Source organism: Microbacterium sp. TWP3-1-2b2, assembly GCF_049896145.1.
Taxonomy (GTDB): Bacteria; Actinomycetota; Actinomycetes; order Actinomycetales; family Microbacteriaceae; genus Microbacterium.
This window is the reverse complement of record NZ_JAFCTS010000002.1, coordinates 145,779-168,931: the sequence shown is the minus strand read 5'-3', so window position 1 is coordinate 168,931 and position 23,153 is coordinate 145,779. Positions and strand designations below refer to the sequence as shown.

Genomic DNA, 23,153 nt, shown 5'->3' with positions numbered 1-23,153 from the left:
CAACGTCGCGCGGATCCGACTATACCTATCTATATAGGTATAGACAATAGGTATTGAGATCGACGCCAGAACCCTCCTTTCGCTTGCCAATCACTATGCAGATAGGTACTCTCGGGAGATCGCAATGACGCGTGAGAGCGGAGAATGCCGGATGCTGTTAGAAAGCGGGCCAACGCCCGAAACGCAATCGCTCCCACGCCCGATTCGTCACGACGTCGCTCTCCAGGGTGCCACCGAACCGACAATCGAGAGCGGACCAATCTGCGATTCGCCCCAACGGTCCGTCAACCGCGCAGACGCGATCGCGGCAGTGCGCCAGTTGCTGGCAGCCGTCGGCGAAGACCCCGATCGCCCCGAGCTCGCCCGAACCCCCGGGCGCGTAGCCGATGTGTTCACCGAGCTGTTCTCAGGAATCGGCGTTGACCCGGCAGACGCCTTGGGAACGCCGCTCGACAATCTGAGCACGGACGAGATCGGCGACCTGGTGGCACTCACGGGGATCCGCTTCACCTCCGTGTGCGAGCATCACCTGTTGCCGTTCACGGGCACAGCCGACGTGTACTACGCACCCGATCAGCGAATCGCCGGCCTGAGCAGAATCGCAGCTGTGGTCGAATCCGCCGCCCGCCGCCCGCAGCTCCAGGAACGCTTCGGAACGGATATCGCACACGCGGTCATGACGGCCCTTCAGCCGCACGGGGTGATGGTTCGCGTCGAGGCCACGCACGGATGCGTCGCGCACGCAGCTCCCAACGCCGCAGATTCGCGTGCCGTGACGATCGCGCGGCTCGGCGATATCTCCGGGGGCGCCTTGCAGCTGGCCCTTCGCGAGACCCGCGACATCTGACACCGCGACATCGACGCATCCGACTGCGAGTGGAGCCGCCGCTCCCGCTCGCCTGAGCGGACGAGAGCGGCGGTCGGTCGAGACCTCCGGGGCCTCGGCGCGCGCATGTACGCCTGCTTCACCTGAGCAGACGCGTGCTCCACGCGCAGTTCTTCGTAGCTCGCGAGCGCTGCCGAAGGTGAACGCGGCTTCGCCCGCAAGTCCGACACCTTAACGAAGAAGCCCCCAACTCCCGCAGAATTCTGCGGGAGTCGGGGGCTTCAAGCTGGCGGTGACGGTGGGATTTGAACCCACGGTAGGGGTGAACCTACACAACATTTCGAGTGTTGCACCTTCGGCCGCTCGGACACGTCACCGCGGAAGAGTTTACGCGACGACGGGCTGACGCGCGAATCGGCCGGTTCAGGGCACGAGACCGAGTCTGCGGCACGAGACATAGCGTGCACGGCTCGGTGTCGCGCCGCAAACTCGGTCTCGCGGAGCGGCGGCACTCACCAGGCGGCGGCGACCTCGGCGTGCGTGCGCAAGATGCCCTCGGTGGTGCCCTCCGGTGCCCGCCCGATGCCGCACTCCGTCGCCACACCGAAATCGGAGACGAAGGCGGATGCCGCGCCGATACGTCGCCGCGCACCCTCGGCGCCGTCCTCCCGGTGGACGAGCCCGAGGTACAGCTCCGCGATCGGCGTGAGCGCGGCGATCGGCGCGAAGTACTCCGCGTCATCGCGCGTGATCGGCACCGGCAGATGAAGCCACGTGAGCTCGCGAGCGGATGCCGCGACCACCGCATTCGCATAGCGAACCAGGGTTCCGGCATCCGTCGGCTCGAAGAAGTGCCTCTCGCCGGCGTCGCCGTAGCAGAGGTGCACACCGACCTCGACGCCTACCGGCACGGCATCGACGAGCGAAGCGAGCCGCGCGACCAAACCGTCGAACGGGTCACCCTCCCACCAGGCATCCATCACCTTGCCGTACCCCGCGGCGTGTTCGATGATGCCCATCTCGCTGGCGACGTCCCACTGCACCGCAAGGTCGTCGTGCGGCACGGCGGCCAGAATCTCATCCAGTTCGCGCAGCATCGCCGCCGTGTACACCGGCTCGAACGCCGCACGATCGTCGCCCGAGAAGAACGAAGAGATGATCGCGACGGGCGTCGGCAGCGACACTTGGAAACGGATGCCGGCAGGCACATCTCCTTCGTCGCGCAGCCGTGTGAACACCGCGTACGACTCGATCGCGGCATCCGCGTATCCGAGCGGCGGCAACTCGATGCCCGCAGCATCTACACCCTCGGCGATGCGCAGCGGACGCGCGTCCAGCCCTGCCTTGAAGGGGATCGGCTCATCAACCACCCGCTCGAGGCCATCCGCCCGCCCCAGCACGTCGGGCTGGAACATGATCCAGTGGAACCGCTTGCCGACCTCACCGTCAGGGATGCGCCCCAGGCGATCTCCCAGCAGCGCCGCCGCCGTGCGCATCGTCGTCTCGGCGTCGTCGTAATTCACACTGCCCACGAGAAGGGCGCCCTGCGGCTGAGTCATCCCTCAAGGCTATCCGCCCGTGTCGCGCCGGTCGCGGCGTCCTGCGCCTTCGGCGCGCGCTGGTTAGGATGGCCTTACGAGCGGACGGAGACGCCGGCCCGGGAAGGTTCACCACATGAGCTTCATCACGTCATCGGCGTTGCAGGAGACGGGATACGTCGCCCTCGACCGGTACGATCAGGCGGCCGACCCTGCAGAGTGGTTGGACCTCGAGTACATCGGCTGGCGATCCTCCGGCATCACCCGCTTCGCACCTCTCGCGAGCTATGCCGGCGAGGTCGAGTGCAACGGCTTCTGGAACCACACGCCGCCGCGCACCGACAAGGACGGCGTCTGGATCCCGTCACAGATCGAGAAGGCACCGAACCTCGTCCGGCGAGCGCAGGAGCCCGGCGCGAACGTCGGGCGCTGCCGCGTGATCGAACTGCAGCCGAACACGTACGCCGACGCGATCTACAACCTGCACCAGGACGACAACAACCGCATGAACGAGGAAGGCGACGGCTGGGTCGTCCGAGCCTGGTTCAATCTCACCGATGACCCTGACTCCCTCCTCATCCTGCGTGAGGACCGCTTCGACCCCAGCACCGAGGTGAGGCTTCCCCTGCCCGCAGGCAGTCGGATCATCGTCGACACCCAGCGCTTCTGGCACGCCGTCTGGCACCGCGGCCCCGCACCGCGCTACTCGCTCATCACGTCATGGACGTCGGGCCCTGAGCTCGACGCCTATATCGACGAGAACCATGGCGACCAGCATCCGCAGAGCGTCGCGCTCGACCAGCAGATCGTCGACGAGGCTCAGGTCGAGCTGCACAGGCGCATCGAGGAGCGCCGCAAGGCATTCGAAGCGCAGGGCATCGTGATGGAGCCACCCGCCGATCTGTACAACTGAGGCGCAGCCCTCAGACCGTGCGCCCGCCCTCGATCCGCACGACGCGATCGACGGTCCCCTCGGGCGGATCGACGTGCGAGATCAGCAGCACCGCCTGGTCGCCGGCGGCACCCAGCAGATCGCGCAGCAGCGCATCGGATGCTGCCGGATCCACCCCGGCGGTCGGCTCATCCAGCACGAGCACCGGAAATCCTCGCAGCAATGCCCTGGCGAGAGCGATCCGCTGGGCCTGCCCTCCCGACACGAGGGCCCCGCGGTCGCCGACACGCGCATCGAGCCCGCCGCGCTCGCGCACCCAAGCCCCCAGGCCCACGCGATCCAGCATGGCGAGCAGGTCATCGTCCGTCGCGGTCTCACGCGCGAACAGCAGGTTCTGTCGGATGTCCTCATCGAACAGCTGCGGGGACTGCTCACACACGCCGATCGTGCGTCGCAGCGTCGGACCGCTGAGCCTCGCGGCATCCACCCCGCCGATCGTGTACTCGCCTTCAGAGCGCAGGAAGCCGACCAGCACCGAAGCGAGCGAGCTCTTGCCGGCGCCGCTCGGCCCCGAAACCAGCACCCGCTCCCCCGGCTCGACATCGAGCGACACCCCACGGAGCGCGGGGGCGCCACCCGGCCATGACGCGCGAACGTCACGCAGCCGCACGGCCGTGCCCGTCGGGGCGTCATCTGATCCGGCATCCGAACGCAGCTCATCCGGAACCGACGCCGGCAGCACGTCGACGATGCGCGCGGCGCTCGCACGAACGCTCCGCCAGGATGCCGCAGCGATCGGCACCGCCCCGAACACCTCGAACACGACCATCGGTACGAGGACTGCGACCGCGAGCCACGGTCCGTCGATCACACCGGACGCGAGGCCGGGTGCCGCGGCAGCGAGCGCCCACACCGATGCGATCCCCGCGAGCACTGACAGCACGCCGGCCGCGACGGCCTGCGACAGCGAAGCGCGCGTGACCGAACGGCGCAGCATCGCATCGGCACGCTCGATCCGCTCGCGCGCCTGCGGTTCGGCGCCGTACGCGAGCAGGACGTCAAGACTTCCGAGATAGTCGACGAGGGATGCCGAGAGCTCAGCGCGCTGCGTCGACACGCGCGCCTCAGCGCGAGAGCCGAAGATCCACCCCAGTCCGATCGCCACGGCCGCCGCGACGATGAGGCACACCGCGAGCGTGAGGGAGGCGACCGGTGAGATGAAGGCGATGAAGCCGACGGCTCCGACCGAGACGACGGCAGCCACCGCGAGCGGCTGAACCACGCGCAGCGGCAGGTTCTGCAGATTCTCGACATCGTCGACCAGTGCCGACAGCACCTGTCCGCGATCCGTTCGTCCCAGTCCGGCGGGCGAGAGCGGGATGAGCCTGCGCACCATGTCGGAACGGGTCGTGGCGAGTTGGCGCAGTGCCGCGTCGTGCCCCGAGAGCCGCTCCAGGTAGCGGAACACCGCACGCGAGACCGCGAAGAATCGCACGCCGACCACGGCCACCGACAGCGGCACGAGCGAATCGACGATCGAGGCGCTGACGATCAGCCAGCCGCTGACCGCGAGCAGCGACACCGCAGCGGCCGCCGACAGCACTCCCCAGATCAGCCCTGGCAGGAACCGGCGCACCGGCGGCTGCGCGAGGCTGAGGATGGCGCGCACGTTCGTCATACCCGCACCCCCAGTGTCACGACGTGATCTGCGATGGCGCGTGCCGTGCGGCGGTGCGAGACGAGCAGGATCGTGGCGCCGGCATCCGCCCGATCTCGCAGGGCCGACCAGAGACGAGCCTCGGTGTCGGCGTCCAGCGCGCTCGACGGTTCGTCGAGCATGAGCACTCGTCCTGGGTCAGCGGCGTGCCGGTACAGTGCCCGCGCGACCGCGACGCGCTGCGCCTGACCGCCAGACAGTCCGCTGCCCTGCACACCCAGCTCCTGCGCGGGATCGAGGTCTCCCGCGCACGCTTGCATGAGCGCCTCGCTGGTCCGCTCCGCAGACGGGTTCGCATCGCCCAACGTCACGTTCGACGCAATCGTGCCCTGCAACAGGCCAGGCGCCTGCCCGGCCCAGGCGAGCCAGTCGGAAGAGGCGAGGGTACGGACGTCGTCACCGGCGAACAGGGCGGTGCCGTCGAACTCCACCGCGCCTCGCAGGGCGGCCAGAAGGCTGGACTTTCCGGAGCCGCTCGGCCCTTCGATCAGGGTGATCGTGCCTGGTTTCGCGTCGAACGAGACCGGCGGAAGAGCACGGACTCGCACCTCGGCGACGCATAACTCCGGAGATTCTGTCCGCGATCGCAGCTCCGGGGCCGACAGAACAGGGATCTGCGAAGAAACTCCGGAGTTGTGCGGGCGCACCCGGCCGGCAGCCGCCGCATCGAGCACCTCGAACACGTCCTCTGTCGCCGCTACCCCCTCCGACGCGGCGTGGAACTGCACTCCGACCTGCCTGATCGGCAGGAACGCCTCCGGGGCGAGCAGCAGCACGAACAGCCCGATCTCCAGCGGCATCTCCCCCGCCAGCAGCCGGAACCCCACCGCCACTGCGATCAGCGCGACGGCGAGCGACGCGAGCAGTTCCATCGCGAAGCCGGAGAGGAACGAGAACCGCAGTACCTTCATCGTCTCGCGGCGGTACTGGTCGGCTGTGACCTCGATCTGCGTCGCTGCTCGCCGCTCGCGCCCGAACAGCCGCAGCGTGGAAAGCCCCTGCACCGTGTCGGCGAAGCGCGCGGCCAGATGCTGCAGCGTCTGCCACTGCCTGCGCTGGACGGTGCGAGTGGCGATGCCGATGAGGATGAGGAACAGCGGGATCAGCGGCAGCGTGATCGTGGCGGTCAGCCCACTCGGCCAGTCCTTCCACCACATCACCAGCACGATCACCGGCGTCGCGATCACGGTCAGCACGAGCTGCGGCAGATACCGCGAGAAGTACGTGTCCAGCGCCTCCAGACCGTGGCCCGCCGTCACGGCGAGGGAGGCCTGATTGCGCTCAGCCAGCCAGCCAGGACCGAGCCGGCCGACGGCGCGGATAAGTGCGGAGCGCAACTGCATTCCGGTGCGAGCCGCAGCGGCCGTGCCTGCTGCATCGGATGCCGCGATCAGCGCGCCGCGCAGCAGCGCGAGCCCGAGCAGCCACACGAGCGACGCGACGAACGGGCGCCCGGCCAGCGCTCCGGTGACGGCCTCCGTCAGGAACCACGCGAAAGCGATCACCACCGCCGTCTGCAGCACGCCGATGAGCGCTGCGAGGACGAAGAAGCCTCGCGCGGCGCCGGCGTACCGCAGCAGTCTCGGATCGACGGGTTTCACGCGTGCGCCGGTGCCCCCTCGATGGATGCGCGGGTGACGCGCTTACGGAACACCCAGTATGTCCAACCCTGGTACAGCAGCACCAGCGGCAGGGCGACGAGCGCCGTCCAACTCATGATGGTGAGCGTGTACTCGGTGCTGGAGGCATTCTCGATCGTGAGGCTGAACGCCGGGTCGATCGTGGAAGGCATCACGTTCGGGAACAGCGCGGCGAACAGCATGACGACCGCGAACAGCGTGGTGGCCGCGCCGAATCCGAATGCCCAGCCTTCCCGTCCACGCAGGTTCGAGACGATGGACAGCACCAACGACACCGCGGCGAGCGCCGCGACCACGAGCACCAGAAGGGAGAAGTGCGCAGCGACCGTCCATGCGAGGAAGACCGCAGCGGCGACCAGGGTGATCAGACCGGCACGGAAGGCCAGACGCCTGGCATCGCTTCGCAGCTGACCGTCGGTCTTGAGAGCGACGAAGGTGACGCCGTGCGTGAAGAACAACAGCAACGTGACGACGCCGCCGAGCAGTCCGTACGGATTCAAGAGATCGAACACCGTCCCGATGAACACGTGCCGCTCGTCCAGGGCCACACCCTGCACGATGTTGGCGAAAGCGACGCCCCAGAGGAACGCGGGCACGGCGGAGCCGATCACGATCATGCGGTCGAAGCGCGCCTTCCAGCGCGCATCGTCGCGCTGATGCCGGTACTCGAACGAGACTCCGCGCAGGATGAGCGTGAGCAGGATCAGCAGCAGCGGCAGGTAGAAGCCGCTGAACAGCGATGCGTACCACTCGGGGAAGGAGGCGAACAGGCAGGCACCCGCGACGATCAACCAGGTCTCGTTGAGATCCCAGACCGGGCCGATGGTGTTGATGATCTGCCGGCGCGACACGTCGTCGCTGTTCTTACCGATGCCGCCGAGGAACGGCAGCGACATGCCGACGCCGAAGTCGAACCCGTCGAGCACGAAGTAGCCGACGAAGAGGAAGGCGATGATGCCGAACCAGAGTGTGGCGAGATCCATGATGTCCGTCCTTCCTCTCAGTACACGACCGACGCGACTTGAGAAGTCTCGTCATGGGGTTGTTCGCCGGTGTCCGGCCCCTTCTGGGCGGCGCGGATGATCAGGCGCACCTCGACGACGGCGAGCGCGGCGTAGATCGCGGTGAAGGCGATCAGCGAGATCAGCACCTCGATCCCCGATGTGCCGGGCGAGACGCCGTCGCGAGTGCTCATCAAGCCGAACACGATCCAGGGCTGGCGGCCCATCTCGGTGAAGACCCAGCCGACGATGTTCGCGAGCAGGGCGAGTGGGTACGACCAGATCGCGAGCTTCCACATCCACTTCGCCGGCGGGTTCTTGGCGTTCTTGCGAGTGACCCACAGGCCGACGAGGGCGATGAACGCGTGCAGCATGCCCAGGCCGATCATCCAGCGGAACGCCCAGTAGGTGATCCACAGCACCGGAGCGAAGTTGTCGATGCCGAGGTCCGCGTACTGCACCGCATATTCGGCGTTGAGGTCGTTGATCCCGTGCACACAGGCGTCGAGCGTATGGGTCGACAGCAGCGACAGCAGGTACGGCACCCGGATCGAGAACAGTTCCGAGCTGCCATCCGGTGTGCCGAGCGTGAACAGACTGAACGAGGCGTCAGCGCCGCACACGGTGTCGAAGGTCGCCTCTGCCGCCGCCATCTTCATGGGCTGCGCCGCGTACATGGCGAGTCCCAGCTGGTCGCCGGTGAGCGCCACGCCCGCGGTGGACACCAGCATCCCCCACAGGCCGAACTTCAGCGAGATGCGCATGGTGTCGGTGTGCTGGCCGCGCATGAGGTGCCATGCGGACACAGAGATGATGACCCCTGCCGCGAACATGAACGCACCGAAGATCGTGTGCGGGAACGCGGCGAGGGCGACCGGGTTGGTCAGCAGCGCCCAGATGTCGACGAGCTCGGCACGGTTCGTCACCGGGTTGTACTCGTAGCCGACCGGATTCTGCATGAACGCGTTGGCGGCGATGATGAAGTACGCCGAGAGGACGCTGCCGATCGAGACGCACCAGATGGTGGCCAGGTGCAGCTTCTGCGGCAGCTTGTCCCAGCCGAAGATCCACAGACCGATGAAGGTCGCTTCGAAGAAGAACGCCAGCAGTCCTTCGAACGCCAGCGGTGCGCCGAAGACGTCGCCGACGAAGCGCGAGTAGTCCGACCAGTTCATGCCGAACTGGAACTCCTGCACGATGCCCGTGACCACACCCATCGCGAAGTTGATGAGGAAGATCTTCCCGAAGAAGCGCGTCAGGTGCAGGTAGTGGATCTTGCCGGTGCGCACCCACGCCGTCTGGAAGATCGCGGCCGAGGTGGCCATGCCGATCGTGAGAGGCACGAACAGGTAGTGGTAGATGGTCGTCAGACCGAACTGCCACCGGGAAAGGACCAGTGGATCAAGCCACTCCATCAGAGGACTCCTTCTCTCGAAGGTGCACTGCCTGCACCCGGGAGTGGGCCGGAATCGGCCCGCAGACGAGACGTCGTTGGCGTTGTCTCCAGTATCCCGTGCGGCGGTTCAGCATGTGAGCCGAAAGCGCCTATGGGCGATAGGGATGTCGGATGCCGTCGATAGCCGCGAAGCATCGACGCGGAACCACCTACCGGATCAGCGCCGTCGGACGGCGGGCTCAGGTGTCGGATGCCGCGACTAGCCTGTAGGAATGGCAACCCGTCGCCCCGCTCCCCCTGCTTTCGTCTGCACCGAGTGCGGGTGGACGACGTCGAAGTGGGTGGGCCGCTGCGGTGAATGCCAGCAGTGGGGCACGGTGCAGGAGCAGGCCGCGAAGACGGGCATACTGCGACAGATGACCCCGCTCGCGCCAGGGGCGGATCGTGCGGCACGCCCCATCACCCAGATCTCGACGGCAGACGTCCCCCGCCGCTCCAGCGGCGTGGGCGAGTTCGATCGCGTACTCGGCGGCGGAATCGTTCCCGGTGCAGCGATCCTGTTGAGCGGCGAACCCGGGGTGGGCAAGTCCACCCTGCTGCTCGAGGTCGCAGCACAAGCGGCTCGTGGTGGCCGCAGGGTGCTGTACGCGAGCGCAGAGGAATCCCAGGCGCAGGTGCGGCTGCGAGCAGAGCGCACCGGCGCCCTGCACGACGAGCTGTACCTGGCGAGCGAGACCGATCTCGCCACGATCCTCGGTCATATCGACGAGGTGAAGCCGCAGCTCGTGATCATCGACTCGGTGCAGACCGTGGCATCCTCCCTCTCAGACGGAGCGGCGGGCCAGCCGAGCCAGGTGCGTGAGGTCGCGGCCACTCTCATCCGTGTGGCGAAGGAGCGGAGCCTTCCGGTCATCCTCGTGGGCCACGTCACGAAAGACGGGCAGGTCGCCGGTCCCCGCATCCTCGAGCATCTCGTCGACGTGGTCTGCCACTTCGAGGGAGATCGGCAGACCGCACTGCGATTCATCCGCGCACTGAAGAACCGGTTCGGCCCTACCGACGAGGTCGGCTGCTTCGAGATGACCGGCGACGGCATCGCCGAGGTGCCCGACCCGAGCGGTCTGTTCCTCGGCCACGGTTCGACCGAACCAGGCACCTGCGTCGCGATCGCGATGGAGGGCCGCCGCGCCCTGCCGGTTGAGGTGCAGGCGCTGACCGTGGAGTCGACAGCGCCGAATCCCCGTCGGGTGGTGTCAGGGCTCGACGCGGCACGGGTGGCGATGGTGCTGGCGATCCTCGAGAAGCGCGGGCACATCCCCACGGGAAAACTCGACGTCTACGTGTCGACCGTCGGCGGCGTGCGCTTCACCGAACCTGCGGCAGACCTCGCGATCGCGATCGCTGTGGCAGGGTCGATCCAGCAGTTCTCGGTGCCGCGTACGATCGCGGCAGTGGGCGAACTCAGCCTCGCCGGCGAAGTGCGCGCGGTGACGCAGGCCACGCAACGTCGATCCGAGGCAGCGCGCCTCGGGTACGAGCAGGTCATCGACGAGCGCTCGAAGTCGCTGGACGCGGCACTGAACGACGTGAAATCTCGCAGCCGGTCAGCGCATCCCACGAGGACTCGTCGCGAGGACGATCTACCGCCGTTCTGACGCCCCTTCGGCGTCCGTCACCGTGCGGGAAGCGCGGTCAGGCGTCGAGCGCGGCGAGCAGGTCGCCCGGCGGTGCCTGCATCGGATGGGGTCCTGCGATGTCGAGGAACACCGTCGTGATCGTGTCGCGGTGCGTCGTCAAGAACGCCCGCAACCACTCCGACGAGTAGATGCCAACGCCCGGCGGCAGATTCGCCGGCTTGTTCTTTGCATCGCTGAACAGCAGAAGAGCGACGTCTCCGGTGGCCCCGTCACGGTAGGTCCAGACTTCCCCGCCGTCGAGCGGGTTGTCGCGGTCGCCGGATCTGATCAACGGCACGACGGTCGTCCCGTGGCGCAGTGCGAGAGCGACCGCAGCCATGTCCTGCTTCTCGAGTGCCTGCGCGAGTGCTTCGGAGCGGAACTCCTCCGCTGCCGGCTTCTTGCCCGCACCCTTCGACTTCTTCGCTGCCATGCATCCAGCCTAGAGACTGTTCACCAGGGGCAGAGTCGGCGTGGGGAAATGATTGGGGCCCTCTCGAGTCGTCCATTGGGGACTGGAGTACTCGAAAGGGCCCTCGAACTCTCGAACGGTGAATGTCGAAGCGCTGGGGACGCTGTATACGACGCCACTGGGGATGGCTTGCACCGAAGAATCCCGAGAGTTGATCCAATGGTATCCCAAAGGAATGCGTCTGTCTGCACCACTTCGATGTCGCCGCCCGATCGGTGCACGCACTCACAGCATTTCTTGTGCTCAGTACAACAGGATCTGCCGCGTCTCCGCAGCCTCGAAACCGCCGATCGAGACCGCGACGTGGTACGACGCGCCGCCCCCAGGAGCGCGGGGACGATTCTCCTGATCGCACGTCGCGACGTCGGAGCGCGTACGGTCCCACTGGACCGGCGTCGCGCTCTTCACCGTCTGCCCCGCAGCGAGCGTCACGACCATGCTGCTCGGGCTCTCCTGGCAATCGGTGGAGCGCCACCACGTGTCGCTCCCGCTGGACACGGTGAACACCTGGGTGGTCGATCCGACGTCGATCGTGCAGTCGGATGCGCCCGTGTTCGTGAGCGAGATGGAAAGCTGCGGCAACGCGCCGGCGGGGTAGGTGTCTGCGTCCGTGACAGCCTCGACGGTGACATCGCCCGCCTGACACGGCACCGCCTTCGCGTCCTTCTTCGTGGTGGGCGTCGGGGTCGGCGCCGCAGTCGGGCTGGGGCTCGTCTCGGTGGGCGTTTCCGACGGTGCAGGCGTCGCCGCCGGCGATGGCTCTGCCCCGGCATCCGACCACGGCTGTGCGACGGCGAGCCATATGCCCGCTGCGAGCGCGAGGATCACAACGATCAGACCACCGAAGATCACGACCCGGCGTCGCCGGTATACCGCTGCCGATCTGCGACGAGCCATCACAGATTCTTCAGCATCCGCGTGTTGCCGAGGGTGTTCGGCTTCACATGCGCGAGGTCGAGGAACTCTGCGACGCCCTCGTCAGGGCTGCGCAGGAGCTGTGAATAGACATCAGGGTCGACGACCTGCTCGCCGATCGGCGCGAATCCACGGCGGGTGAAGAAGTCCACCTCGAACGTCAGGCAGAACAGTCGCCGCAGCCCGAGGGCGATCGCCCGCTCCTCGAGCCCGTCGACGATCGCACCCCCGATGCCGTGGTGCAGCCAGTCGTCGCGAACGATCAGTGTGCGCACCTCGCCGAGGTCCTCCCACATCACGTGCAGCGCACCGCATCCGACGAGCTCGCCGTCGAGCTCTGCGACGACGAACTCCTGCACCGCGCCATAGAGCACCGCGAGGTCCTTGCCGAGCAGGATGCGTCGCTCGACCAGCGGCTCCAGCAGAGTGTGGATGCCGAGGATGTCGGCGCTGCGCGCCGAGCGGACGGTGTACTCGCTCACCTCTCCAGCCTAAGGTCGCGTCGCCCCAAGCCACGCATTCGCACACTGGTTGCCTAAGGCAACTATCGGCGTAGAATGAGCTCATGAGCAGAGATCTGGCATCCACGTCGGCAGACCTGCTGGCATCGCTCACGCATCTCATGGCCAGCTGGGCATCGACCCGCACGCAGGCCGCTGTCGCCGAAGAGGCGGGCGTCGAGACGGATCCGCTCGATCTTCCGCCGCTGTACATGCTCGGACTGCAAGGACCGTCTCGAGCGGGCGACCTCGCCACAGCCCTTCACGTGACCCGACCGACGATGAGCAAACAGCTCGTGCGCCTCGAACGTGCAGGCTTGATCGAGCGCCACGCCGATGCCACTGATCGTCGTGCGAGCGTCATTCACCTCTCATCCAGCGGTGCGGCAGCGCACGACCTGCTCGTCGCCCGAGGCGTCGAGATGCTGCAGGAGGCGATCTCGGACTGGGACGACGACGAAGCGGTCCAGTTCGCCACCCAGCTCGGTCGATTCGTCGGCGCGCTGAGACGTCAACACACTGAGACGTCAACACGCTGAGACAACATCACGACCTGACCGTCCGCGCACCCGCGGACGCAACCATGCGACTGCAACAACGGTCGCGAAACGGAGGAAACCCATGACCCGCACCTATGTCGTGACCGGATCCGCTTCCGGCATCGGAGAGACCACCGCTCGGCTGCTGCGCGACCGCGGCGAGCGCGTGATCGGCATCGATCTGAAGAACGCCGATGTCGAGGCCGACCTGTCCACTCCCGAAGGGCGCACTGCAGCCGCAGCCAAGGCCATCGAGCTCGCCGGCGGCACCGTCGACGGCGTGATCGCATGCGCCGGCATCTCGGCCCCGATCCCGAAGACGATCTCGGTCAACTACTTCGGCGTCACCGAGCTTCTCGAGCAGCTTCGCCCCGCTCTCGCCGGGTCGGATGCCCCGCGTGCCGCAGTGGTCTCGTCCATGGCGTCACTGCAGAACCACTCGGAGGAGATGGTCGATGCCGCGCTCGCCGGCGACGAGACGAAGGCTCTCGAGATCGCTGCGGAGCTGACCGCTCAAGGGCCGCAGATCGGCTATCTCGTGTACCCGTCATCGAAGCGGGCACTCTCGCGCTGGGTGCGCCGCCAGTCGATCTCACCCGAGTGGGCGGGCAACGGCATCCCTCTGAACGCCGTGGCTCCCGGCACCGTGCTGACCCCGATGACGCAGAAGCTGCTCGAGACCGAAGAGAGCCGGGCGATGGTCGACGCGAGCGTTCCGATGCCGCTGAACTACCACCAGTCGCCGGAGTCGGTCGCGAACCTGCTCATCTGGCTCACGAGCGTCGAGAACACTCACCTCGCCGGCCAGGTCATCTACGACGACGGCGGTGCCGAGGTGTCGCTGCGCGGCGAAGATGTGTGGTCCTGGGCCGACCGGAAGTAGCCCGGTCACTGCTCGGGCAGAGACGAGAAAAGGGCGGATGCCGAAGCATCCGCCCTTTTCACATAGGTGCCTACTCGCCTGACGCAGCCGCCAGGTCGGGGCTCGAGGTGATCGCGCCGCCGGTGTTGATTCCGACCGAGACCTTCTCGCCGCGCGGGGCGGTCTCGAACTGGAACTTGCCGTCCTCAGCATCCACCTTCACGTGGTCGCCGGGGTTGAGCTCGCCGTGCAGGATCTTCTCCGACAGCTGGTCCTCGATCTCACGCTGCATGGCACGACGCAGGGGCCGGGCGCCGAGCGCGGGGTCGAAACCGATCTCGATGAGACGCTCCTTGGCCGGCTGCGACAGCTCCACCGTCATGTCGCGATCGAGCAGACGGTCGCTGAGACGCTTGACGAACAGATCGACGATCTGCACGAGCTCTTCCTTCGACAGCTGCGGGAAGACGATGACGTCGTCGACACGGTTGAGGAACTCGGGCTTGAAGTGCCGCTTGAGCTCTTCGTCGACCTTGCCCTTCATCCGCTCGTAGCTGGTCTGCGCGTTGCCCTCGACCTGGAAGCCCACCGGGCCTCCGGCGATCGCAGACGAGCCGAGGTTGGTGGTCATGATGATGACCGTGTTCTTGAAGTCCACGACCCGACCCTGACCGTCGGTGAGGCGACCCTCTTCGAGGATCTGCAGCAGCGAGTTGAAGATGTCGGGGTGCGCCTTCTCGATCTCGTCGAACAGCACCACGCTGAACGGCTTGCGGCGCACCTTCTCGGTGAGCTGGCCGCCCTCTTCGAAGCCGACGAACCCTGGAGGGGCGCCGAACAGCCGCGAGACGGTGTGCTTCTCGCCGAACTCGCTCATGTCGAGCGAGATCAGGGCGCCTTCGTCGTCGAACAGGAATTCGGCGAGGGCCTTGGCGAGCTCGGTCTTTCCGACACCGGTCGGGCCGGCGAAGATGAACGAGCCGGAGGGGCGCTTCGGGTCCTTCAGACCCGCACGCTGACGACGGATCGTGCGGGAGAGAGCCGCGATGGCCTCTTCCTGACCGACGACGCGCTGGTGCAGCGCCTTCTCCATGAAGACGAGCCGGCTGGACTCTTCCTCGGTGAGCTTGAACACCGGGATGCCGGTGGCCTGTGCGAGGACCTCGGCGATCAGGCCCTCGTCGACCACTGCGGCGGTCGCGACGTCGCCGGAGCGCCACTGCTTCTCGAGGCGCAGGCGCTCGGCGAGCAGGCTCTTCTCCTCATCGCGCAGCGATGCGGCCTTCTCGAAGTCCTGCTCCTCGGATGCCGCTTCCTTCTGCTCGCGCACTGCGGCGATCTTGTCGTCGAACTCGCGCAGCTCTGGCGGGCTGGACAGGATCGACAGACGCAGACGTGCGCCGGCCTCGTCGATCAGGTCGATGGCCTTGTCCGGCAGGAAGCGGTCGGCGACGTAACGGTCGGCGAGGTTGGATGCCGCGACGATCGCGCCGTCGGTGATCTGCACCTTGTGGTGCGCCTCGTAGCGGTCGCGCAGCCCCTTGAGGATGTTGATCGTGTGGGGCAGGCTCGGCTCGGCGACCTGGATCGACTGGAAGCGGCGCTCGAGCGCAGCATCCTTCTCGAAGTGCTTGCGGTACTCGTCGAGAGTCGTCGCACCGATCGTCTGCAGCTCGCCACGGGCGAGGAGAGGCTTCAGGATGCTGGCCGCGTCGATCGCACCCTCAGCGGCACCCGCACCCACGAGGGTGTGGATCTCGTCGATGAAGACGATGATGTCGCCGCGCGTGCGGATCTCCTTGGTGACCTTCTTCAGGCGCTCCTCGAAGTCACCGCGGTAGCGGGACCCGGCGATGAGCGAGCCGAGGTCGAGCGAGTAGAGCTGCTTGTCCTTCAGCGTCTCGGGCACATCGCCCTTGACGATGGCCTGGGCGAGGCCCTCGACGACGGCGGTCTTGCCGACGCCTGGCTCGCCGATCAGGACGGGGTTGTTCTTGGAGCGGCGGGAGAGGATCTGCATGACCCGCTCGATCTCCTTCTCGCGCCCGATCACCGGGTCGAGCTTGTTGTCGCGGGCAGCCTGGGTGAGGTTGCGACCGAACTGATCGAGCACGGCCGATCCGCCCTGGGCGGACTGCTGGCTGTCGTTGGTGGTCGCGCCGACCGATGCCGGCTCGCGGCCAGGAGCACCGGAGAGCAGCTGGATGACCTGCTGACGCACCTTGTTCAGGTCTGCACCGAGCTTGACGAGCACCTGAGCGGCGACGCCCTCGCCTTCGCGGATGAGGCCGAGCAGGATGTGCTCGGTGCCGATGTAGTTGTGGCCGAGCTGCAGCGCTTCGCGCAGGCTCAACTCGAGCACCTTCTTCGCACGGGGCGTGAAGGGGATGTGGCCGGTCGGCTGCTGCTGGCCCTGACCGATGATGTCCTGCACCTGCTCGCGCACGGCGTCGAGCGAGATACCGAGGGACTCCAGGGCCTTGGCGGCGACGCCTTCACCCTCGTGGATGAGGCCGAGCAGGATGTGCTCAGTGCCGATGTAGTTGTGGTTGAGCATCTTCGCCTCTTCTTGGGCGAGGACGACGACACGACGGGCTCGGTCTGTGAATCTCTCGAACATTGTCAACTCCTTGGTTCGCACCGGGGCGAATGCACTGACGCCAGACGGCTCTTCAGCGCCTGTACATCGAGCGTAACGACCACGCAGGCCGGGTATGCCCGTGTTCGCCGTCGGCATAGCGGGGTGACGCGGTCTGACGAGCGGATGTACGGGCGAGGGTTGACCGAAATATCGATAGTCGTTATGTTAACGAAAAGCGATAACAACGAATATCGATATGGGGGTACTCATGGACAATCGCAGCGCACACCCGTCGCTGAGCGAGGCAGTGGCACTCGGCCTGGTGGCGACCGGCGCCGTGAGCATCGGGGTCGCATCCGTCTTCGGCGCCGTCGGTGCGGGGATCGAGATCTTCGGGTCGCCTGTGCCCGTGAGCCTGCCGGTCGATGGCGCGCAGATGGCTTCACTCTCGGATGCCGACGGCATCGCTGCGGCGGAGTACACGCAGTCGGTCGTCTCGTTCGAGAGCCTGGATGCCGGCACCCGCTGGTTGCTGCTCGCTGAGGCCGCGCTTCCCGCGCTCGCGACAGTCATCGTGTGCGCGTCGCTGTGGTGGTTGGGCTTGTCGCTCATACGTCAGCGGGCGTTCCGACGCTCGATGGTCCCGATGCTGGCGACCGCGGCGCTCGCGCTCATCGTGACGGGGATGACGGGGCCACTGTTCGGCGCGATCGCTCGCGCCCAGGTGGTCGAGCAGCTCGCGGCGTCCGGTGCCGACACAGAAGGCTTCTGGATGTTCCTGTACGAGTTGAACCCTGCGTCGATCGGCTGGGGCATCGCCCTGGCACTCGTAGGGACGGCGTTCGAAGTCGGGCAGCGCTTGCAGCGCGAGACGGAGGGGCTGGTCTGATGATCAACTTCATGGGTGAGTTCTGGCCATCGCTGGGAAACATCGGAATCACACTCGCCGTGCTCAGCGCTGTCGTCGGCTTCGTCGTCTGGCGCGGCCGACGTCGAGGCAGTAAGACAATCGCACTGGATGCCGCGCTGACGGTCTCGGGTTTGTGGGTGATGTCGTCACTCGCCGGCGCTGTGATCATCGTCCTCAAAGCATTCACGGTGGATTGGGCAGAACTCCACGGAACGACATCCGTATGGTTCCCTTGGCCAACAGACCTGTGCAGCGCACTCGCGATGGGAGGTACGACGACCTGCCAATCTGAGAATCTGTCCGACTTCACAGTCGAAGGCGCGTCGCTCGGGCTCCGGCTGCTGGCGGGCTCAGCCCAGCTCTTCTCGATGGCGTTCTCGACGACTCCCGCCATGATGCTGGCCGTGATCTGCTTCCAGACTCTGCGTGGGCGCACCTTCTCGCGAACAGTGACGAGGGTGCTGACTGGCGGAGCAATCGCGGTGCTGGCGCTAGGCATCGTGTCTGAGCTGCTGGGCGGCGTCGCCGCGACGCTCGGACTGCGAGAAGTGGTGGACCAGAGTTCGCAATGGTACCCAATGGTGTTCCAACTCACCGTGACGCCCCTGCCGTTCGTGGGCGCCCTCGGCCTTGCCGCACTCGCAGCCGTATTCCGGCAGGGCATGCGCCTGCAAAGCGAGAACGAGCTTCTGCAACGCGAGACGGAGGGCCTGGTGTGACTCCCGCGGTCGAAGAAGAGGACACCGGCATCCACTGCCGCCTCGACGAGCTGCTCGCCGAACGCGGAATGACGCTGACCGAGCTGAGTGCGAGGGTCGGTGTGAGCATCGTCAATCTGTCGGTGCTGAAGAACGACCGCGCACGCGCCATCCGCTACTCCACGCTGCGGGCGATCTGCGACGCGCTCGATTGCGAGGTCGGCGAGCTGCTCGTGCTCGCCGCCCGCGACTGACTCGGGCGGGACGGGCATTCCTGCCCATCCCGCCCGCCAATCCGGACACCCGGACTGCGTAGGGTTGAACTCATGAACATCGACCGGAACCTGCGCTCCCGCATCCTCATGACCTTGCCGATCGCAGTTGTGGCCATCTCGCTCGCCGCCTGTGCCGGTGGACCGGGTGGCGGGTCCGGCGGCAGCTCTGACCGGCCATCCGCAGAAGAGCTCAGCACCGGCATCACGACGATCCTCGAAGACAGCGGCCAGGGTGACCTCCTCACCGCGGATCAGGTCGACTGCATCGCGGGTGAGTTCCTCGAATCCGAGGTCTCCGATCAGGATCTCAAGAACATGGCCGGCGGTGAAGACCTGCAGACCTCCGAGGAGGCGAAGCAGCTCGTCACGACGACGATGCAGGATGCCGTCGGCGCCTGCGCTGCAGAGTGATCCGCCCCGCCTAGCGCGACGCGCCCCTTTCGAAGGATGACGGATGCTTCGGCATCCGTCATCCTTCGTCATCTCCGCACCCACAACGCATGACTGCTCGTAACGTTGATCCGCACGGCGCACATCCCGGCGCCCTTCGACTTGGAGTCTCATGAGCAGCACCACTCGCGCCCAGAAAGCGCCGGACACCCGCAGCCCCGCACGGAAGCTTCTGACCTCGTTCGGGTTCCAGATCCTCGCGGCCCTCGTCCTCGGCATCGCCGCCGGGCTCATCGGCCGAAACCTCGGCGCCACCGCGGACAACCCGAATGGCCTGTCCGCGACGCTCGACACGATCGGCAGCTCCTACGTCACGATCCTGCGCGCCGCAGTCGTGCCCTTGATCTTCACCGCGATCGTCGCCAGCATCTCGAACCTCCGCCGTGTGCAGAACGCCGCGCGTCTCGCCGGTCAGACCCTGCTCTGGTTCGCGATCACCGCGTTCATCGCCGTGACGATCGGCATCGTGCTCGGGCTCGTGATCCAGCCAGGCGCCCGCGCGGGCGACGGCCTCGAGCCGAGCGAACCGTACGCGGTAGGCACCTGGTGGAACTTCCTCCTCGGCCTCATCCCGCAGAACTTCCTCGGAATCGGCGTCAGCAGCTCGTTCGACGCAGAAGCGGGCGACGTCTCGTCCAGCATCAGCTTCAACATCCTTCAGGTGATCGTCGTCGCCGCGGTCGTCGGGATCGCAGCCCTCAAGGCCGGCAAGAAGGCCGAGCCGTTCCTCGCGTTCACCGAGTCGCTGCTCAAGGTCATCCAGCGTGTCGTCTGGTGGATCATCCGCATCGCCCCGATCGGCACCTTCGGCCTCATCGGCTCGGCCGTGATCAAGTACGGCTGGGAGAAGCTCGCCTCACTGGCCTGGTTCGCCGCAGCCGTCTACATCGGCCTCGCTCTGGTGATCTTCGTCGTCTACCCGATCCTGGTCAGGACGCACGGCCTGTCGATCAAGCAGTACTTCACCGGCGTCTGGCCCGCCGTGCAGCTCGGGTTCGTCAGCCGTTCCTCGATCGGAACGCTGCCCCTCACCGAGCGCGTCACCGAGCGGAACCTCGGCGTGCCGAGCTCGTATGCGTCCTTCGCGGTGCCCTTCGGCTCGACCACCAAAATGGACGGCTGCGCGGCCATCTACCCCGCGATCGCCGCGATCTTCGTCGCGCAGTTCTTCGGCATCGAGCTGAACCTCATCCAGTACCTGCTGATCGTGCTCGTCTCGGTCCTCGGCTCCGCCGCCACTGCCGGCACCACCGGCGCGACCGTGATGCTCACGCTCACGCTGTCGACGCTGGGCCTTCCCCTCGAGGGCGTCGGGCTGCTGCTGGCGATCGACCCGATCCTCGACATGGGCCGCACCGCGGTCAACGTCGCGGGCCAGGCACTGGTGCCGACGATCGTCGCCAAGCGCGAGGGGATCCTTGATGAGGAGCTCTACAACGCTCCCCGCCAGGGCCTGCCCTTCGCCGACGACTCGGACGAGGATGCCGTGGGCGAGGCCGCTGCAGAGGGCGAGCCCGCCGCCACCCGCTGACGTTCGTCCCGCGAGACCGAGTCTGCGGCGCGAGACTTCCGTTCCCACGGTATGTCTCGTGCTGCAGGCTCGGTCTCGTCGTGCGGGTGACCCAAAGCGAGGCTCAGGCGCGGCCTGGAAGCCGCATCGCACCGCGGGTGTCGAGCGCCAACTCCTCCGCATCCATCGCCGTGATCAGCTCGCGCATCACCTCTTCGTCAAGGTTGCCCGCATCCCGCTCCTCCAGGAGCACTTCTCGCCGCACCTGCAGCCACCCGCGCGAAAGCGCGACCAGGTCCTCGGCTGAGGGCCGCGCGGCCGCCTCTTCCGTCTCCTGCGCGTGGTCCGTGTCGGTCTCGACCTTCGTCATGCGGTTCGCGAAGGCGTCGAACGCGCGCAGGTCGATGTCGCCGTACCTCTGCTCCCACAGCGCACGCTGCTCGGCGAGGAACTCCTTGCCCGCCTGCCTGCTGCGCGCACGCACCGAGGCGAGGGCGCGCATGTCCGCCTCGTGATCGACGTCGCTCGCCACACCGAGACGGCGGATGAGCAGCGGCAGCGTGAGTCCCTGCAGCAGCAGCGTGCCCACCGTGACGATGAACGCGACGATGACGATCGCATGCGACGGCCCTGTGGGGAGCTCTGCGATGTCCGCTGCGGCCAACGCGGTCGCCAGGGTCACGACACCGCGCATGCCCGCCCACGAGATCACCGCGTTGTCCCTCCAGTCGAGCGCCGGTTCGGTGATCCGCTCCTTCATCTTCTCCGGTGTGAGCGGCGGACGTCCCGGCCTCTGCCTGCTCGGATCGAACCGCCCTGCAGCCACGGCCCGGTCCCAGCGCCGCAACCGCCGACGCTCCCAGAATCGGGCCAGCGCATGCGCCGGGTAGATGTAGAGCGGACGCACCAGCAGCACGACCAGCAGCACTGCCCCTGAGAGCCACAGGATGTGCTCGACCGACTCATCGCCGAGGTCGACGAGCACTCGCCGGAACTGCAGCCCGATGTACGCGAACACGAAGCTCTCGAGCAGAAGATCCGCCGACAGCCACAGGGGCGCCTCCTGCTGCCTGGTCGTGTAGTCGGTGCGCGGGGCGTTGTATCCGACGTACAGCCCCATCGCGACGACGGCGAGCACACCGGATCCGCCGAGGTGCTCGGCGATCGCGTATGCACCGAACGGCACCAGCAGTCCGAACGTGCCGATCACCACAGGGTCGGCGACACGCATGCGCAGCTGGTGAAGGAGGATTCCGAACACGAGGCCGACCACGACGCCGATCACGACCGCGAGTACGAACTGCCAGATCCCATCCCACACCGTGAGCGTCGCGCCGGCGATGATCGCAGCGAACACCCGGTACAGCGTCAACGAGGTCGCGTCATTGATGAGACTCTCCCCCGACAGCACGGTCATGACCCGGCGCGGCAGCCCGAGCTTGCGGCCGATGGCTGCTGCGGAGACGGCGTCCGGCGGCGCGACGATCGCGCCGAGCAGCAGCGCGCCGGGAAGCGTGAGCGCGGGAAAGATGAGCCACGCGACGAGTCCGGCCGCGAGAGCGGTGATCAATACCAGCCAGATCCCAGCCGTCGGATCTGAGGAAGGCTGCGCTTGAATCCGACGAACGAGACGTCCAGAGCCGCCGAGTAAAGCAACGGCGGCAGCACGAGGTTCAGGAGCACGTGCCCGTCGATCGCCATCTCGGGCATGAACGGGAGGAAGGATGCCGCGAGCGCGACGACGGTGACGAGCAGGGGAGCCGGCCATCCTCGCCATCGGGCGATCGCCGCCACGACGACCGCTCCGACAAGCACGTAGAACAGGGTGGCATCCATGAGTGAATGCTAGCGAGGCCGACAGTGAGCGTGACAGGAGCCTCACGGACCGGGACGGGTGCCTCGATCTGTCACTCGGACGACTCGTCGAGCTGTCCGCGAAGCTCTGCGTTCTCGTCTTCCAGATCGAGCACTCGGCTGATGCCCGCGATATTGATCCCGTCATCACGAAGCCTCGCCGCCCGCTGCATCCGCTCGATGTCGTCGTCGCTGTAACGGCGGGTTCCGCCGTCGCTGCGCGAAGGTGTCAGCAACCCTCTGCTCTCGAACAGGCGCAGAGTGGCCTCGGGCAACCCGACCAGGGCCGCCGCCACGGCGATGCCGTAGACCGGAGTGTAGGACTTTCGTTCGGCCATCCTGAGAACTTCCTTAAACACTTGCAATTTTCTCGGTCGTTGTTCTATAACAAATCTATAGCACGGGTGCAGATAAGCACCCATAATCGCCCGCACGGGCCGCATGGAAGGAGATTACTCATGGCAATGTCATTCGATCCGTTCAGTCAGCTCGATCGCTTCGCCGCGAGCGTGCTCGACTCCGTTCGCGCGCCCCGGCTCATGCCGGTGGACCTCTTCCGCGACGGAGAGAGGTACGTCCTGCACGCCGATCTCCCCGGCGTCGATCCTGGTTCGATCGACGTCGATCTGGACGGCGCGCAGCTCACGCTGCGAGCGCAGCGCACGGCCGACAATCAGGAGGGCGTGCGCTGGCTCGCGCGGGAACGGGGCGCGGGAACATTCCTGCGCCAGTTCACGCTCGGCGACGGCGTCGATCTCGAGGGGATCAGCGCTTCATACGAGAGCGGCGTTCTGTCGGTGATCATCCCGGTCAGCGAGCGCGCGAAGCCCCGCAAGATCGAGGTCGAATCCAGAGAGCACCGGCAGGCCATCGACGCCTGACCAGGTGCCGATCAACTCGA

The 23,153-nt window shown here is 66.7% G+C and carries 23 protein-coding genes and 1 tRNA gene; 11 read left to right on the top strand and 13 right to left on the bottom strand.

The genetic code is table 11. The features are described 5' to 3' along the window. Positions 1-124 precede the first annotated feature (124 nt). A complete protein-coding gene (gene folE, locus ACP7AR_RS16295) occupies positions 125-847 on the top strand; it encodes a GTP cyclohydrolase I (RefSeq protein ID WP_426188123.1) in 723 nt (240 codons plus the stop codon). A 266-nt stretch (positions 848-1,113) separates the two neighbouring features. Here folE and ACP7AR_RS16290 read toward each other — a convergent pair. Further along, positions 1,114-1,203, bottom strand: a tRNA-Ser gene (locus ACP7AR_RS16290). 135 nt (positions 1,204-1,338) lie between these two features. Next, positions 1,339-2,385 carry a hypothetical protein gene (locus ACP7AR_RS16285; RefSeq protein ID WP_426188121.1) on the bottom strand — a complete coding sequence of 349 codons (1,047 nt, stop codon included), beginning with the start codon at positions 2,383-2,385 and terminating at the stop codon, positions 1,339-1,341. A gap of 115 nt (positions 2,386-2,500) precedes the next feature. On the opposite strand from ACP7AR_RS16285, the gene ACP7AR_RS16280 reads away from it, so the two are divergent. After that, a complete protein-coding gene (locus ACP7AR_RS16280) occupies positions 2,501-3,277 on the top strand; it encodes a hypothetical protein (RefSeq protein ID WP_426188119.1) in 777 nt (258 codons plus the stop codon). A 10-nt stretch (positions 3,278-3,287) separates the two neighbouring features. Here ACP7AR_RS16280 and cydC read toward each other — a convergent pair whose 3' ends face one another. Genes cydC through ACP7AR_RS16260 form a run of 4 tightly spaced genes read right to left on the bottom strand, consistent with a single transcriptional unit; the run spans position 3,288 to position 9,029 of the window. Next, a complete protein-coding gene (gene cydC / locus ACP7AR_RS16275) occupies positions 3,288-4,934 on the bottom strand; it encodes a thiol reductant ABC exporter subunit CydC (protein ID WP_426188117.1) in 1,647 nt (548 codons plus the stop codon). Beyond that, positions 4,931-6,574, bottom strand: coding sequence for a thiol reductant ABC exporter subunit CydD (cydD, locus tag ACP7AR_RS16270; protein WP_426188115.1), 1,644 nt, complete (start codon positions 6,572-6,574; stop codon positions 4,931-4,933). The genes cydC and cydD overlap by 4 nt, the downstream gene beginning before the upstream one ends. Continuing rightward, positions 6,571-7,596: a cytochrome d ubiquinol oxidase subunit II gene (gene cydB, locus ACP7AR_RS16265; RefSeq protein ID WP_426188113.1), complete on the bottom strand. Its 1,026-nt coding sequence runs from the start codon at positions 7,594-7,596 to the stop codon at positions 6,571-6,573. Before cydB ends, cydD begins: the two co-directional genes overlap by 4 nt. A gap of 17 nt (positions 7,597-7,613) precedes the next feature. Then, positions 7,614-9,029, bottom strand: coding sequence for a cytochrome ubiquinol oxidase subunit I (locus ACP7AR_RS16260; protein ID WP_426188111.1), 1,416 nt, complete (start codon positions 9,027-9,029; stop codon positions 7,614-7,616). 253 nt (positions 9,030-9,282) lie between these two features. On the opposite strand from ACP7AR_RS16260, the gene radA reads away from it, so the two are divergent. Continuing rightward, entirely contained in the window at positions 9,283-10,665 is a 1,383-nt protein-coding gene (gene radA, locus ACP7AR_RS16255; protein WP_426188109.1) for a DNA repair protein RadA, read from the top strand. Positions 10,666-10,702: 37 nt separating this feature from the next. Here the strand turns inward: radA and ACP7AR_RS16250 are convergent, their stop codons facing one another. The 3 genes from ACP7AR_RS16250 to ACP7AR_RS16240 form a co-directional block, all read right to left on the bottom strand. Further along, positions 10,703-11,119 carry a dehydrogenase gene (locus ACP7AR_RS16250; RefSeq protein ID WP_426188107.1) on the bottom strand — a complete coding sequence of 139 codons (417 nt, stop codon included), beginning with the start codon at positions 11,117-11,119 and terminating at the stop codon, positions 10,703-10,705. A gap of 282 nt (positions 11,120-11,401) precedes the next feature. Beyond that, on the bottom strand, positions 11,402-12,055 hold the full coding sequence (locus ACP7AR_RS16245) for a hypothetical protein (protein ID WP_426188105.1): 654 nt from the start codon (positions 12,053-12,055) through the stop codon (positions 11,402-11,404). Continuing rightward, complete coding sequence (locus tag ACP7AR_RS16240) at positions 12,055-12,555, bottom strand: amino-acid N-acetyltransferase (protein ID WP_426188103.1); 501 nt, start codon at positions 12,553-12,555, stop codon at positions 12,055-12,057. The genes ACP7AR_RS16245 and ACP7AR_RS16240 overlap by 1 nt, the downstream gene beginning before the upstream one ends. Before the next feature lie 83 nt (positions 12,556-12,638). Here ACP7AR_RS16240 and ACP7AR_RS16235 point away from each other — a divergent pair, with 83 nt between their 5' ends. Together ACP7AR_RS16235 and ACP7AR_RS16230 are read left to right on the top strand one after the other, a co-directional pair. Beyond that, the gene (locus ACP7AR_RS16235) at positions 12,639-13,112 is read left to right on the top strand and encodes a MarR family winged helix-turn-helix transcriptional regulator (protein ID WP_426188101.1); all 474 of its coding nucleotides are present in this window, start codon (positions 12,639-12,641) and stop codon (positions 13,110-13,112) included. A gap of 82 nt (positions 13,113-13,194) precedes the next feature. Further along, on the top strand, positions 13,195-13,995 hold the full coding sequence (locus tag ACP7AR_RS16230; RefSeq protein WP_426188099.1) for an SDR family oxidoreductase: 801 nt from the start codon (positions 13,195-13,197) through the stop codon (positions 13,993-13,995). A gap of 70 nt (positions 13,996-14,065) precedes the next feature. Here ACP7AR_RS16230 and ACP7AR_RS16225 read toward each other — a convergent pair whose 3' ends face one another. Continuing rightward, a complete protein-coding gene (locus ACP7AR_RS16225; protein ID WP_426188097.1) occupies positions 14,066-16,594 on the bottom strand; it encodes an ATP-dependent Clp protease ATP-binding subunit in 2,529 nt (842 codons plus the stop codon). 229 nt (positions 16,595-16,823) lie between these two features. On the opposite strand from ACP7AR_RS16225, the gene ACP7AR_RS16220 reads away from it, so the two are divergent. The 5 genes from ACP7AR_RS16220 (at position 16,824) to ACP7AR_RS16200 (ending at position 20,419) form a co-directional block, all read left to right on the top strand. Next, positions 16,824-17,444, top strand: a complete 621-nt coding sequence (locus ACP7AR_RS16220) for a hypothetical protein (RefSeq protein WP_426188095.1) — start codon at positions 16,824-16,826, stop codon at positions 17,442-17,444. After that, positions 17,444-18,184 carry a hypothetical protein gene (locus tag ACP7AR_RS16215; protein ID WP_426188093.1) on the top strand — a complete coding sequence of 247 codons (741 nt, stop codon included), beginning with the start codon at positions 17,444-17,446 and terminating at the stop codon, positions 18,182-18,184. Before ACP7AR_RS16220 ends, ACP7AR_RS16215 begins: the two co-directional genes overlap by 1 nt. Beyond that, positions 18,181-18,417, top strand: coding sequence for a helix-turn-helix domain-containing protein (locus ACP7AR_RS16210; protein WP_426188091.1), 237 nt, complete (start codon positions 18,181-18,183; stop codon positions 18,415-18,417). Before ACP7AR_RS16215 ends, ACP7AR_RS16210 begins: the two co-directional genes overlap by 4 nt. Positions 18,418-18,489: 72 nt before the next feature. Next, positions 18,490-18,849, top strand: a complete 360-nt coding sequence (locus ACP7AR_RS16205; RefSeq protein WP_426188089.1) for a hypothetical protein — start codon at positions 18,490-18,492, stop codon at positions 18,847-18,849. A gap of 151 nt (positions 18,850-19,000) precedes the next feature. After that, positions 19,001-20,419, top strand: a complete 1,419-nt coding sequence (locus tag ACP7AR_RS16200; RefSeq protein WP_426188087.1) for a dicarboxylate/amino acid:cation symporter — start codon at positions 19,001-19,003, stop codon at positions 20,417-20,419. 103 nt (positions 20,420-20,522) lie between these two features. Here the strand turns inward: ACP7AR_RS16200 and ACP7AR_RS16195 are convergent, their stop codons facing one another. From ACP7AR_RS16195 to ACP7AR_RS16185, 3 genes are all read right to left on the bottom strand, one after another. Beyond that, positions 20,523-21,968: a cation:proton antiporter gene (locus ACP7AR_RS16195; protein ID WP_426188085.1), complete on the bottom strand. Its 1,446-nt coding sequence runs from the start codon at positions 21,966-21,968 to the stop codon at positions 20,523-20,525. Beyond that, a complete protein-coding gene (locus ACP7AR_RS16190; protein ID WP_426188083.1) occupies positions 21,965-22,234 on the bottom strand; it encodes a hypothetical protein in 270 nt (89 codons plus the stop codon). Before ACP7AR_RS16190 ends, ACP7AR_RS16195 begins: the two co-directional genes overlap by 4 nt. A gap of 71 nt (positions 22,235-22,305) precedes the next feature. Further along, positions 22,306-22,590, bottom strand: a complete 285-nt coding sequence (locus ACP7AR_RS16185) for a MerR family transcriptional regulator (RefSeq protein WP_426188081.1) — start codon at positions 22,588-22,590, stop codon at positions 22,306-22,308. A gap of 120 nt (positions 22,591-22,710) precedes the next feature. Between ACP7AR_RS16185 and ACP7AR_RS16180 the strand changes: the two genes are divergently transcribed. Beyond that, positions 22,711-23,133 carry an Hsp20/alpha crystallin family protein gene (locus tag ACP7AR_RS16180; protein WP_426188079.1) on the top strand — a complete coding sequence of 141 codons (423 nt, stop codon included), beginning with the start codon at positions 22,711-22,713 and terminating at the stop codon, positions 23,131-23,133. The last annotated feature ends 20 nt before the right edge of the window (positions 23,134-23,153 follow it).

Coding starts and splice junctions, on each gene's coding strand:
- ACP7AR_RS16215 (WP_426188093.1), top strand. CDS start 17,444: ATGATCAACTTCATGGGTGAGTTCTGGCCATCGCTGGGAAACATCGGA.
- cydC (WP_426188117.1), bottom strand. CDS start 4,934: ATGACGAACGTGCGCGCCATCCTCAGCCTCGCGCAGCCGCCGGTGCGC.
- ACP7AR_RS16220 (WP_426188095.1), top strand. CDS start 16,824: ATGGACAATCGCAGCGCACACCCGTCGCTGAGCGAGGCAGTGGCACTC.
- ACP7AR_RS16205 (WP_426188089.1), top strand. CDS start 18,490: ATGAACATCGACCGGAACCTGCGCTCCCGCATCCTCATGACCTTGCCG.
- ACP7AR_RS16250 (WP_426188107.1), bottom strand. CDS start 11,119: ATGGCAGCGAAGAAGTCGAAGGGTGCGGGCAAGAAGCCGGCAGCGGAG.
- ACP7AR_RS16200 (WP_426188087.1), top strand. CDS start 19,001: ATGAGCAGCACCACTCGCGCCCAGAAAGCGCCGGACACCCGCAGCCCC.
- ACP7AR_RS16245 (WP_426188105.1), bottom strand. CDS start 12,055: ATGGCTCGTCGCAGATCGGCAGCGGTATACCGGCGACGCCGGGTCGTG.
- ACP7AR_RS16185 (WP_426188081.1), bottom strand. CDS start 22,590: ATGGCCGAACGAAAGTCCTACACTCCGGTCTACGGCATCGCCGTGGCG.
- cydB (WP_426188113.1), bottom strand. CDS start 7,596: ATGGATCTCGCCACACTCTGGTTCGGCATCATCGCCTTCCTCTTCGTC.
- ACP7AR_RS16190 (WP_426188083.1), bottom strand. CDS start 22,234: ATGGATGCCACCCTGTTCTACGTGCTTGTCGGAGCGGTCGTCGTGGCG.
- ACP7AR_RS16285 (WP_426188121.1), bottom strand. CDS start 2,385: ATGACTCAGCCGCAGGGCGCCCTTCTCGTGGGCAGTGTGAATTACGAC.
- ACP7AR_RS16180 (WP_426188079.1), top strand. CDS start 22,711: ATGGCAATGTCATTCGATCCGTTCAGTCAGCTCGATCGCTTCGCCGCG.
- folE (WP_426188123.1), top strand. CDS start 125: ATGACGCGTGAGAGCGGAGAATGCCGGATGCTGTTAGAAAGCGGGCCA.
- ACP7AR_RS16225 (WP_426188097.1), bottom strand. CDS start 16,594: ATGTTCGAGAGATTCACAGACCGAGCCCGTCGTGTCGTCGTCCTCGCC.
- ACP7AR_RS16230 (WP_426188099.1), top strand. CDS start 13,195: ATGACCCGCACCTATGTCGTGACCGGATCCGCTTCCGGCATCGGAGAG.
- ACP7AR_RS16235 (WP_426188101.1), top strand. CDS start 12,639: ATGAGCAGAGATCTGGCATCCACGTCGGCAGACCTGCTGGCATCGCTC.
- ACP7AR_RS16280 (WP_426188119.1), top strand. CDS start 2,501: ATGAGCTTCATCACGTCATCGGCGTTGCAGGAGACGGGATACGTCGCC.
- radA (WP_426188109.1), top strand. CDS start 9,283: ATGGCAACCCGTCGCCCCGCTCCCCCTGCTTTCGTCTGCACCGAGTGC.
- ACP7AR_RS16260 (WP_426188111.1), bottom strand. CDS start 9,029: ATGGAGTGGCTTGATCCACTGGTCCTTTCCCGGTGGCAGTTCGGTCTG.